Annotated in this window: 10 protein-coding genes and 1 pseudogene; 9 read left to right on the top strand and 2 right to left on the bottom strand. The window is 27.2% G+C overall.

The window, feature by feature from the left end; genetic code table 11:
• Positions 1-13: 13 nt before the first annotated feature.
• On the top strand, positions 14-676 hold the full coding sequence (locus OCV55_RS04505) for an MgtC/SapB family protein (RefSeq protein WP_147579934.1): 663 nt from the start codon (positions 14-16) through the stop codon (positions 674-676).
• Positions 677-729: 53 nt separating this feature from the next.
• Here the strand turns inward: OCV55_RS04505 and OCV55_RS04500 are convergent, their stop codons facing one another.
• Positions 730-1,542 (bottom strand): PocR ligand-binding domain-containing protein, encoded by an 813-nt coding sequence (locus OCV55_RS04500; protein WP_147579933.1) that lies wholly within the window; start codon positions 1,540-1,542, stop codon positions 730-732.
• Positions 1,543-1,654: 112 nt separating this feature from the next.
• Here OCV55_RS04500 and OCV55_RS04495 point away from each other — a divergent pair, with 112 nt between their 5' ends.
• Positions 1,655-2,443, top strand: a complete 789-nt coding sequence (locus OCV55_RS04495; RefSeq protein WP_147579932.1) for a CAT RNA binding domain-containing protein — start codon at positions 1,655-1,657, stop codon at positions 2,441-2,443.
• Between the two features lie 221 nt (positions 2,444-2,664).
• Here OCV55_RS04495 and OCV55_RS14080 read toward each other — a convergent pair.
• A pseudogene (locus tag OCV55_RS14080) lies at positions 2,665-2,888 on the bottom strand (HU family DNA-binding protein); the annotation flags it as partial.
• 317 nt (positions 2,889-3,205) lie between these two features.
• On the opposite strand from OCV55_RS14080, the gene OCV55_RS04485 reads away from it, so the two are divergent.
• The 7 genes from OCV55_RS04485 (at position 3,206) to OCV55_RS04455 (ending at position 11,909) form a co-directional block, all read left to right on the top strand.
• A complete protein-coding gene (locus OCV55_RS04485; RefSeq protein ID WP_147579931.1) occupies positions 3,206-5,782 on the top strand; it encodes a PRD domain-containing protein in 2,577 nt (858 codons plus the stop codon).
• A gap of 2 nt (positions 5,783-5,784) precedes the next feature.
• Positions 5,785-6,090 (top strand): PTS lactose/cellobiose transporter subunit IIA, encoded by a 306-nt coding sequence (locus OCV55_RS04480; protein ID WP_147579930.1) that lies wholly within the window; start codon positions 5,785-5,787, stop codon positions 6,088-6,090.
• Between the two features lie 14 nt (positions 6,091-6,104).
• Positions 6,105-7,751, top strand: a complete 1,647-nt coding sequence (locus OCV55_RS04475) for a lactose-specific PTS transporter subunit EIIC (protein WP_147579929.1) — start codon at positions 6,105-6,107, stop codon at positions 7,749-7,751.
• A gap of 67 nt (positions 7,752-7,818) precedes the next feature.
• Complete coding sequence (gene lacG / locus OCV55_RS04470; protein WP_147579928.1) at positions 7,819-9,219, top strand: 6-phospho-beta-galactosidase; 1,401 nt, start codon at positions 7,819-7,821, stop codon at positions 9,217-9,219.
• Positions 9,220-9,221: 2 nt separating this feature from the next.
• Positions 9,222-9,872: an HAD family hydrolase gene (locus tag OCV55_RS04465; RefSeq protein ID WP_147579927.1), complete on the top strand. Its 651-nt coding sequence runs from the start codon at positions 9,222-9,224 to the stop codon at positions 9,870-9,872.
• A gap of 265 nt (positions 9,873-10,137) precedes the next feature.
• A complete protein-coding gene (locus OCV55_RS04460) occupies positions 10,138-10,797 on the top strand; it encodes a hypothetical protein (protein ID WP_147579926.1) in 660 nt (219 codons plus the stop codon).
• Positions 10,798-11,063: 266 nt separating this feature from the next.
• Entirely contained in the window at positions 11,064-11,909 is an 846-nt protein-coding gene (locus OCV55_RS04455) for a YdcF family protein (protein WP_147579925.1), read from the top strand.
• Positions 11,910-12,067 lie beyond the last annotated feature (158 nt).

The raw sequence follows: 12,067 nt of genomic DNA, 5'->3' as shown, positions 1-12,067 counted from the left end.
ACAAAAAATAGTAATGGGAAAAAGTGTATTAATTTATCACGTTGAGTGGTTTGTTAGAATTTTGATTGCTGCAATATGTGGTTGTTGCATTGGTTATGAAAGAAGTAGCAGAAATAAAGGTGCAGGTATAAGAACTCATGCTATTTTAGCGTTAGGTTCAGCTTTGATGGTACTGATCTCAAAATATGGTTTTTGTGATTTTAAAAATATAGACGGATCTCGTCTTGCTGCTCAAATTGTAAGTGGTGTAGGTTTCTTAGGCGCTGGTGTTATTTTTGTAAGACATGGAACTGTTTCGGGACTGACTACGGCAGCAGGAATGTGGGCTACTTCAGGAGTAGGAATGTGTATTGGATGTGGATTGTATGATTTAGGAATAATTTCTACTTTTCTTATTGTTGGTTTGCAAACACTTTTTCATAGGGGATTTTTCTTAAGAATGACACAAAATACCATAAAAGTTCGTTTAGAGGTGTTATATAGAAAGAATCTCATATATGATATAGAAAATTTATTTAGTAATAATAATTTGAATATTATTGATATTAAATATGAAAAAAGAAGCGAAATAGTAATTATGGAGATAGAAATTAAGTTTCCTTCAAAAAATGAAAAATATAATCTAACAAATGAAATTCTTGAAAAAGATTATGTTGTAAAATTAAGTTATTTTTAGAAGGGAAAATTTTATACTTTTCAATATTAAAAAGATACTTTTGCAGTATCTTTTTATGTTCTCTCATTTTTAAATTCTAAAGGGGATTTATTATATTTTTTTCTAAAAACCTTACAAAAATAATTTGGATCCTCAAATCCACATTTATATGATATTTCCTTTACACTTATTTTTTCATTAATCAATAATTCGGATGCTATTTCTAATCTATAATCTAACAAAAACTTATGAATGGTTGTATTGTATTTTGATTTAAAATGATTTAGCAAAGTTGATCTACTGCAAAAAAAGTATGCACATAATTGTTCGATGGTAATTTCTTTATTATAATTAGAAATAATATATTTTTTTATTTCTTGAGCTAGATTATCATGTTTTGCTTGTACTCGGTTTGTAAGCGAAATGTATTTTGCATATATATCACAAATATTAGCAAAAGAATAGACTTGATCTTCATTTAAGATTGCAATCTTGGTCACATATTTTTTTAACTTTTCTTGGTCATCAAAATATTCTTTTGATTTTTCAATGATCTCAGAATAATTTCTGTATGTACCAATGACTGCTTGTCCCATCATTAAATATCCTGTAAGAACTCCGTAGGAATATAGAGGCATAATAGCTTCATTTAAACCAAAATGACATTTGTATATATATAATTCTCCTGATTCTTTTACGTGTTCCATAGCCTTATAATCACAATCCAAACAATGTTGGTATGATTTTTTATTTTTTCCTATTTCGTTACAAAATTTTGATTTTTTGTGTGGATAAGAAGCTAATAAATTTTGATTTAAATCAAAAATAGACATATTTAATCCTGAAAGAAGGTATAAGTCTTTTAGCATTTTTTCTAGTTCAATCATAATTTCTCCTTTAAATAATTTATATCATACTAATTTACCCTTAATTATACTTTATTCTCTTTTGAAATGAAATAGATATTAATATAATTTAAAAGAAAAGGGGAAAGATAATTTGAAAATAAATAAGATATTAAATAATAATTATGTAACATCCTATAATGATGATACAGGAGAAATAGTAGTTATGGGTCCAGGTGTTGGATTTAGAAAAAAAGCAGGAAATACAATAGACAATAATAAAATAGAAAAAATCTTTTATTTGCCAATTGGACGAGAAATGGATATCAATCAGTCTATTCATTACAAATTGGCACGAAATATTGTAAAGATGGCATCGGTAAAGTGGAATACTCAGTTCTATAATGAAGTCATTGGAATGATAGCCAGCTATCTTTCTTTTGTTTTAAATGCACGAGAAAACAATAAAAAATTATTTCAAAACAAAGCAATGAATACTAGAATTGAGAATGATTTTGAAAGTGAAATCATGCAATACATATACGAAAAAATAAATATTAAACTTACTAAAACAGAAATTAAATACATATTACTTTGTTTGAAAAATTACTCATTCATTGAGGAAAAAGAAGATGATCAAGTGGGCACTCTTGTTAATGAAATAATGTATATTGTAGAGAAAACATATAATATAAAGTTAGAAGAGAATTCAGAAAAATATATAATTTTTAAAAACAATATTATTAGTTTATCAAGAGAAATTGTAAAGTTGATCAATCAAGGTATTAAAGTTCATCAGGAATCAAAATTTACAAACGATTCCAAATCTAATATGTGTACTAATATCGTAAATAAATATATACGAGAAAAATATCAATATAATTTATCAATTGAAGAAATGAAATTTTTAAATGATAATATAGAAAATATGAGTATTAATTAAAAAAATAACATATCAAGACAAAATGTTGTAAAGTTTCTAGCATAGATAAGAAATTTATGCTAAACATCATTAATTTAAACATAGATTATGACTTTAAGTAGGCAAGTTCAAATAAATTATATTTTTCATGTGTGATTTATATGGTCTTTATTTTTCCAAATTTATAAATTTAAAACATAATTTTATATTAGTGACTCTAATAATTATTTTTGATTAATACTTTACTTTAATAAAGACCTGGCTTTTAATGTTGGTGATTTACTGTTTTTGATAGTATTTGTTTCTCCAGTTGCAGGATTTCTACCTTGTCTTTCGCTACGATTTCTTACTTCAAAAATACCAAATTCTTTTTTAACTTATTAGAAATTACTTTTATAAAACTTGTGGTTACTTTTTCAATTTCTGCATCTGGAAGAGATACTTTCCATGAAATAGCTTCAATTAATTCTTTTTTATTCGTTTTGAATAAAAAAGAATTATATTAAATTATGATAAAATAAAAAAATATAAATTCCATATTAGAAGATTTCAAAAAAGATTGATAGTGTTTAATTTGTTTATAATTTAAAAAAAAAGCTTATACACTAATGCAAAAAATATTAAAAAGTCAAAAGAGTGTTTAATTGGTTTATTTATTATGACTTTTAAATATGTAATTCTTAATTATTACTAGTCATATTGTATAAATAACGAAAATTTAGTTAGTTTGAGAAGTGATTTTTTATTTTGTATGATGAATATGGATAGAAAAGGGAGATACAAATGAAAACAAACAAAGAAAAAGTATTTGATTTTATTGTTGAATATTCTAAAAGATTTAAAACAATAAATGATGAAACTCCTAAGTTAGATACACAATTTCTATCTGAAAAATTGGAAATGCGTAGGAGTAATCTTTCAAGTATATTGAATCAGTTGGTTGATGAAAGAAAAATTGAAAAAACAAAAGGGCGTCCTGTGCTTTATTATCTGTCAACAGATCAAGAAGTACAAATTGAAAATCAAGTTTTTGATTCATTGATTGGACAAGATTTAAGTTTAAAAGATACGATTCAGTTTACAAAATCTGCTATTGCATACCCTATGAGAATACCAAGAATTCTTTTTACAGGGCAAAAGGGTATAGGGGTGAGAACATTAGCGGAAAAGATTTACGAATATGTGTGCCTTCAAAGAATTTTAAAGAAAGATTCAAATTTCAAAATTGTTGATTGTTTAGATTACAATGAGAAACAAATAAGTGAAAAGTTAATAGGTAAAGAAAATATTTTTTTAGAAAATAATCATGGATTGATTTTAATAAAGAATGTAAATGTAGTGTCTAAAGATTTGATTTCAAATGTTATTAGAATGTTAAAAAATAATTCCGATTTTGATTTTATACTTATTATTCATCTTAATGAAGACCTCGATAAATTGGATTACTTACGAGATTACTTTAATTTTATGGTCCATATCCCTTCCTTGGATAACAGAAATCTCTCGGAAAGATTCCAGTTTATTGAAAAATTCTTTCAAAATGAATCAAATAATTTGAATAGATCAATTGAAATTAATGATGGTTTAATGCAATGTTTATTACTTTATCCTTGTAAGGATAATCTTATTGAACTTAGAAACAACATTCAATTTGGTGTTGCAAATGCACTTTCTAAGTCAAAAAAGAATACGAACATAGTTATTGAATTAGGTGATTTACCACCTAATGTCAGAAAAGGACTTTTATATATTAAAAAGCATATAAATGATTTAACTAATGTTTTAGAGAAGGATACAACATATGTATTCAATCATAATCGAACATTGAGAAAAAAGATTAAAAGTGAAAATTTAGATATCTATGCACAGTTAGAACAAAAATACAAAGCTCTTGGAAAAATGGCAAATGAAAAAGAAAAAGATGCTTATCTAATTGCTAATATTGAAGAACAGATTGATGACTACTTAAAACAAATTACACATGATATAGATAAAGATAAAATCAAAAAAATTTGCTCTACAAAGTTAATTAATTCTGTAGAAAAATTCTTAAACAGTGCAAGTGTTCGATTTAATCAGGTTTATTCAAATAAAATATATTATGCAATATGTCTTCATTTGAATAATGCAATAGTTAGAAACAGTTCAAAACAAAGAATTTCTAATGAAAATATTATGGAAATCATTGATAAGTATGATGAACAGTATGTGTTTTCTAGAAAGTTTTTAAAATCAATAGAAAAAGAATTCAATGTAACTCTATCTATGGACGAAAGTGCTTTTATAACTTTGGTTTTAACTCTTCAAGAAAATGAAAAACTAAAAAAGAGAAATGTTGTTACATTAATTGTAATGCATGGAAGTAAAACAGCACAGTCAATAGTAGAAGTTGTCAAACTTCTGATGCCGGTAAAAAATATCGAAGCTTTTGACTTATCATTAGAAGATGATCCAAAAGAATCTTATGAGCAATTAAAAAATAAGATTATTGAAATAAATCAAGGAAGAGGAATATTAGCTCTATATGATATGGGTTCTATTCAAGTCATGTTGGATTCAATCATGGAAGAAACAAAGATAAATATTAGATCAATTGAAGTTCCTATTCCATTATTAGCGATGTCTGCTTGTAAACAAGCTGAAGAAGGAAAGAATGTTGATGATATTTATGATCATTTGGTTAGTGAATATTCCGATAAATCATATTCAAGAATGAGCAATAAGGATGTTATTATTGCATTATCGTCAGCTAATGAAAATAACAGTGAAAGTATTAAAAGATATTTACAGACTTTAGAGGATTACAGAGATTATCAAATATTATCATTTAATATTTCTGATAAGCACAGTTTAATCAATAGAATCAATGAAATCAAACTTAAAGGTAAGGTTATCGGGATTGTAGGAACTTATAATCCTGATATCTTCAATATAAAATTTGTAGATTATCAACATTTACCTAAAGTTTATACAATACATGAATTATTTGCAGAAAGCGATGATGATTTTGATATCATTGAATACTTAACAGAACAGTTTGAGATATTCAATTATGATGACCTTCAAAACTCATTATTACCATTTGTAAAGAAACTAGAAGAAATATTTGAAGAACCATTTACAGAAGATACAAGATTAGGAATGCTTATTCATATGGGATGCTTAATTGACAGATTGACAAAAAAGCAAGCATCTGCGGTCAATTTTAATTTGGATAGTATAAGAACAAAGTATCATGATGAATTTACAATGGTTTCTGAAGCCTCTAAGAAACTTGAATCAACGTTTAATGTTACATTTAGTGACAGTGATAAAGCAACAATTATAGAAATTATTATTAATAACAAAAGGAGAAATTAATTATGACAAAAGAAGAAGCCTCAATGATTGGGTTTGAAATTGTAGCGTACTCAGGAGACGCAAGAAGTAAATTATTATTAGCTGTAGAAAAAGCTAAACAAAAAGAATTCGGTGAATGTGATAAATTGATTGCAGAAGCGAATGAATGTTTAAATGATGCTCATAAATCACAAACAGAATTATTACAAATGGAAGCTAGAGGAGAACACATTGATATTGGATTTATTACTGTTCATGCTCAAGATCATTTGATGACAACAATTTTATTAAAAGATATTATTAACAATTTATTAGATATTTATAGATAATGAGGTAAAAAAAGATGGATGCGTTGATTGGAAAAATCGAGAAAGCTAAGCCTTTCTTTGAAAAAGTTTCTAGAAATAAGTATTTAAAAGCAATCCGTGATGGATTCATGTCAGCTATGCCAGTAGTACTATTCTCAAGTATCTTCATGTTACTTGCTTATGTACCAAACATTTTTGGATTCTATTGGCCTAGTGATATCGAAGCAATGATTTTAAAACCATATAACTATTCAATGGGATTATTAGCAGTGCTTGTAGCTGGGACAACAGCAAAAAACTTATGTGACAGTTTAAATAGAGATATGCCAGTTAATAGACAAATCAATAATATTTCAACTCTTATGGCAGGTATTGTAGGTTTCTTAGTTGTAGGTGTTGATTCTATTAAAGGCGGATTCTCAAGTGGATACATGGGATCTAAAGGGTTATTAACAGCCTTCTTAGTAGCATTCTTTGTATGTAATGTGTACAAATTCTGTGTTAAAAGAAATATTACAATTCATATGCCAGAAGAAGTACCACCAAATATTTCACAAACATTTGCAGATGTTATTCCTTTCGGAGTTTCAATCTTATTATTAGCTTTATTTGATATAGCATTTAGACATTTTGTAGGTATGTGTTTCGCTGAATCAGTTATTGAATTCTTCAAACCTTTATTTACTGCAGCAGACGGATATTTAGGATTAGCTATTATTTATGGAGCTATGTCATTATTCTGGTTCGTAGGTATTCAAGGGCCATCAATTGTTGAACCAGCAGTTTCAGCAATTTATTATGTAAACATTGCTAACAACTTAGAATTATTCCAAGCTGGAAAACATGCAGCTAACATTTTAACACCTGGTTGTCAACAATTCGTAGCTACATTAGGTGGTACAGGAGCAACTCTTGTTGTAACATTAATGTTTGCTTTCATGGCAAAATCTAAAGAATTAAGAGCAGTAGGTAAAGCAAGTTCGATTCCTGTATTATTCGGAGTTAATGAACCAATCTTATTTGGTGCACCATTGATCTTAAATCCAATTTTCTTTATTCCATTTATTGTTGCACCAATCTTAAATGTATGGATGTTCAAAGCATTTGTAGATATTTTAGGAATGAACAGTTTCATGTATATTCTTCCTTGGACAACACCAGCACCACTTGGTATTGTATTAGGATGTGGAATTACATTGTTATCAATACTATTTGCAGTATTAGTTTTGGTTGTAGATTTCGTAGTTTATTATCCATTCTTCAAAGTTTATGATAAACAAAAATGTGAAGAAGAAGATGAAAAAAGTGGATATGTTAAAGAAGAAGATGAAGATGTTGAAGTTTCATCTGATGTAGTTAATGAAAAGCGTGTATTAGTGTTATGTGCTGGTGGGGGTACTAGTGGATTATTGGCTAATGCATTAGCTAAAGGTGCTGATGAACAAGGCATTTCAATTATTACTGCCGCAGGTTCTTACGGTGCACACTATGATATGTTAAAAGACTATGATTTAGTAGTTCTAGCTCCTCAAGTAGCAAACTACTATGAAGATTTAAAGAAAGATACAGATCGTATTGGAATTAAATGTGTTGCTTGTGAAGGTAAAAAATATATTGAATTAACTCGTAATCCTCAAAAAGCATTACAATTTGTATTCTCAATTTTAGATGGAGAAGAATAGAATTTAATAATAACCATTAGGTCTAATCCTAATGGTTATTCAATATCGTTAAGTTAAGGAGAAAATTATGAAATTTAGTAAAGATTTTGTATTTGGTGGAGCAACAGCTGCTTATCAATGTGAAGGTAGTACTAGAGAATATGGAAAAGGAAAAGTAGCATGGGATGATTATTTAGCTAAACAAGGTAGATTCTCAGCTGATCCTGCTAGTGATTTCTACCATAAATATCCTGTGGATTTAAAATTATGCAATGATTTTGGAATTGAAGGTATAAGAATTTCTATTGCATGGTCAAGAATTTTTCCTGACGGAAAAGGAAGAATCAATCAAGAAGGTGTAGACTTCTATCATAGAGTATTCCAAGAATGTCATAAAAATGGTGTAGAACCTTATGTAACTTTACATCACTTTGATACTCCTGATGCTTTACATAGTCAAGGGGACTTCTTATCAAGAGAAACAATTGATGCTTTTGAAGAGTATGCAAAATTCTGTTTTGAAGAATATAAAGATGAAGTAACTTATTGGTTTACATTCAATGAAGTATGGCCAATTGCCACAAATCAATATATTGAAGGAACATTCCCACCATGTATTACTTATGATATTACAAAAGCAGTTAAATCAATGCATGGTATGATGGTAGCACATGCTAAAGCAGTTTGTGCTTATAAAGAAAAAGGTTACAAAGGCAAAATTGGAATCATTCATTCATTAGAAACTAAATATCCTTTAAATGAAAATGATCCAAAAGATGTATATGCAGCAAAAAAAGAGGACGTGTTAGCTAATCAATTCTTATTGGATGCAACTTTCTTAGGATACTATACAGATGAAACAATTAAAATTATCAATGAATTAGTTCATATTAACAATGGAAAATTTGAATATGATCCAACAGATATTGAAATTATGAAAAAAGCAGCAAAAGATAATGATTATTTAGGAATGAATCATTATCAAAGTCACTTTATTAAAGCTTATGAAGGTGAAAATGAAATTCATCACAATGGTACTGGAGAAAAAGGTACTAAAAAATTCAAATTAAAAGGTGTAGGAGAAAGAGTGTTTAAAGAAGGTATCCCTACAACTGACTGGGATTGGTTAATTTATCCTGAAGGTATGTATGATATGATTATGAGAATTAAAAATCAATATCCAAACTATAAAGCAATCTATATTACTGAAAATGGTATGGGATATAAAGATCATTTTGATAATGGTAATATCGATGATTCTCCAAGAATTGATTACATTAAACAACATTTACAATGGTTATTAAAATCAATTGAAGATGGTGCAAATGTAAAAGGATATTTTGTTTGGTCATTAATGGATGTATTCTCATGGTCAAATGGTTATAATAAGAGATATGGATTATTCTATGTTGATTACGATACACAAGAAAGATATCCTAAAAAATCAGCATATTGGTATAAAAAAGTAATTGAAACAAGAGAGGTATAATTATGGATTATAGAGGAGTCATCTTTGATTTTAATGGTACATTATTTTTTGATAATGATAAACATGTTAAAGCGTGGGGTGCTATTTCACAATTATTAAGAAATAAAGGTATAACAGATGAAGAACTCCATGAACACTTTAATGGAGTACCTAATAAACAAATCATTCAGTATATGTTAGGTGATAAATGCACAGAGGATGATATTGTTAAATATTCTTCATTAAAAGAAGAATACTATAGAAAATTTTGTAAAGAAGATACTGAAAATTTTCATTTGGTTAAAGGATCAGAAGAATACTTTGATTTGCTAACAGAAAAAAAAGTACCATTTACAATTGCAAGTGCATCAATTAAAGAAAACATTGATTTCTTTGTAGAATCATTTAACTTAGATAAATGGATTGCACCATCTGATATTGTTTATGATGATGGTACTTACGAAAATAAGATAGCAATGTTTAAAAAAGCAGCAGATGTCATTAAGACTGATATTAAAGATTGCTTGATTATTGAAGATTCATTAAGTGGTATTCAAAACGCTTATAACTCAGGTTGCAATATGATTATTGTTATTGATTCAGCGAACAAGAAAGACGAATATGAAAAATTACCTGGTGTTATAAAGGTAATTGATGATTTTACTCAAATTTAATTTATATGTAGCATTTTATTTAATAAAAGAGTTTCCTAAAGTCTAAAATGTCATGATTAAAAAATGCTATTTATAAATATATAAAGTGTTTTATGTCATTTCTTTAAACCCAACCCTCTTAATAACCTAATGTGTTTATTATGTAAGATTAAAATACTTTAAAAAAATATGGTACTATGCCATATTTTTTTATTTAGAATAAGTGGCAAAATAAGCTATGATGTAAAAATGACGAAATAAATAATAATTTATACGAGGTATAGATATGTTTGATAGTTTTGATATAAAATATACGGATGGTTTAGAATTGGATGGAGCTTTTTCTGTTTCGCACATTAATTACGGATGTTCCCCTAAATTTCATGGAGAGGATGCAAATGATATAGCAAAAAGCTCTAGAAAAAATAGTATTACTTTTAAAGATAAAATAGATGATGTTTTAGACAGCATAAGAAAGTTTAATGGGACAGAAAAGAATTATAAAATTGCAGATCGAATCTATTTGTGGAAAAAATATTGGTTTGACTATATAGAAGCATTTGATAAATCAACGAAAGTAATGCCTGATTCTGTAGTTACGGTATACATAGGAAGACATGCAATTGAATTAGGCTTAAAATATTTAATCATGGTAAAGAAAGGAAGTGTTGTAAAAAGCCATGGTTTAAAAAAGTTGTATGATGAGTTCGATAGTGTATATAAAATTCAGGAGCAATATATGGAATGGGTGGATTTGTTTTGTGAACTATATTGTAAATACATTGAAGGAGATAATCCTGAGTATTTTAGATTTCCAGAATATAAAGGAAATACTAATTTTGCAGGGAATCAATTAGATATAAGATGGTTATGCTATAATCTTTCTTTGATTATATTGAAATTATTACATTTTTCTGGACTGGAAGACGAATACAATAATAATTAAATAATATTAGAATAAAATATAACATTAATATACTTTACACTTATTTAATGCTATAATTTATAGTATAAAAGGATTGTGACTTTTAGTAGGCAAAACCGATAATTAAATGGATCTTATTCCATATTAATTGTTGGTTTTTTTATTTCTTATTAATAGATGCTTAAGAAAGGAGGATAAAAGGGAACATCTATTTTTAATAAATTTTTGTTGTTAGAGTAGAATAGTAGTTTATAAAACATAAATATTTTAAGAAAGAAGGATAGATTATGAAAAAGATATATAAATTATTGATTTGTGTTTTAGTTTTAACTATGTTTACAGGTTGCTCTCAGGCTACTTCAAAAAGAAATGCAAAAGAAATTATTGAAGATATGATTTTATATTATGGGACTTATGAGTCAAAATCAAAAGATAAAGTAAATGATCTATTGGAAGAATTAGAAGATGTTGACTCTTCAAAAGCAAAGCAATGGGATGAAATTATGAAGTATTGGCAAACAAATCATGAAAAACTTGAGATTAATAATGATATATTGCCTGATGGATTAGATAATAGTAATAAATTATGCATTGTTGTTTTAGGATATCAACTTAATGATGATGGTACTATGCAAGATGAACTTATTGGACGTTTGAAAGTTGCATTAGATAGCGCAAACAAATATCCTAATGCATATGTTGCTTGTACTGGTGGAGGAACTGCAAAAAACAATTCTAATGTAACTGAAGCAGATCAAATGGCACAATGGCTTATTGATAATGGATTGAACAAAGATAGATTGATTATTGAAAATAAATCATCATCAACTGTTGAAAATGCTAAATTTACATATAACATTCTTAGAAAAAAATATATAGATATTGATAAAATTGCTATTGTAACAAGTGATTACCATATAGAAAGAGGTTCATTATTGTATAAAGCACAATTAGTTTTATCTGCTGCTAAAAATAATGACAAATCTATACAAATAGTTTCAAATGCTGCTTATCAAGCACATAAGGATAGTGAACCATTTTTATGGCAAGCTGGCGGTTTATGTGAAATATTAGGTGATGTTAAACTTGCTAATAAGATTTATGATGAAAAATATACAAAGCCAAAACTTTAAAAGATATGTTAGTTTTTATAAAGTCAATATAGGATTATTATCTTTTATATTTATTTAATGAAAAATAATTTATAATCATACTTTTTTACCCTATATTGTACTTTGTTCCATTTCTATTTTTAAGGGTTAATTTATAATATAGTCAGGAGGAAAGAAAA

This window comes from [Clostridium] ammoniilyticum, assembly GCF_025566905.1.
GTDB classification, from domain to species: Bacteria; Bacillota_I; Bacilli_A; order Erysipelotrichales; family Coprobacillaceae; genus Faecalibacillus; species Faecalibacillus intestinalis.
The sequence above is the reverse complement of the archived record's forward strand: the minus strand, read 5'-3'. Positions and strand labels throughout refer to the sequence as shown.

Excerpts from the sequence above, each read along its gene's own strand:
- OCV55_RS04475 (WP_147579929.1), top strand. The coding sequence starts at position 6,105 with ATGGATGCGTTGATTGGAAAAATCGAGAAAGCTAAGCCTTTCTTTGAA.
- OCV55_RS04505 (WP_147579934.1), top strand. The coding sequence starts at position 14 with ATGGGAAAAAGTGTATTAATTTATCACGTTGAGTGGTTTGTTAGAATT.
- OCV55_RS04480 (WP_147579930.1), top strand. The coding sequence starts at position 5,785 with ATGACAAAAGAAGAAGCCTCAATGATTGGGTTTGAAATTGTAGCGTAC.
- lacG (WP_147579928.1), top strand. The coding sequence starts at position 7,819 with ATGAAATTTAGTAAAGATTTTGTATTTGGTGGAGCAACAGCTGCTTAT.
- OCV55_RS04465 (WP_147579927.1), top strand. The coding sequence starts at position 9,222 with ATGGATTATAGAGGAGTCATCTTTGATTTTAATGGTACATTATTTTTT.
- OCV55_RS04500 (WP_147579933.1), bottom strand. The coding sequence starts at position 1,542 with ATGATTGAACTAGAAAAAATGCTAAAAGACTTATACCTTCTTTCAGGA.
- OCV55_RS04485 (WP_147579931.1), top strand. The coding sequence starts at position 3,206 with ATGAAAACAAACAAAGAAAAAGTATTTGATTTTATTGTTGAATATTCT.
- OCV55_RS04460 (WP_147579926.1), top strand. The coding sequence starts at position 10,138 with ATGTTTGATAGTTTTGATATAAAATATACGGATGGTTTAGAATTGGAT.
- OCV55_RS04455 (WP_147579925.1), top strand. The coding sequence starts at position 11,064 with ATGAAAAAGATATATAAATTATTGATTTGTGTTTTAGTTTTAACTATG.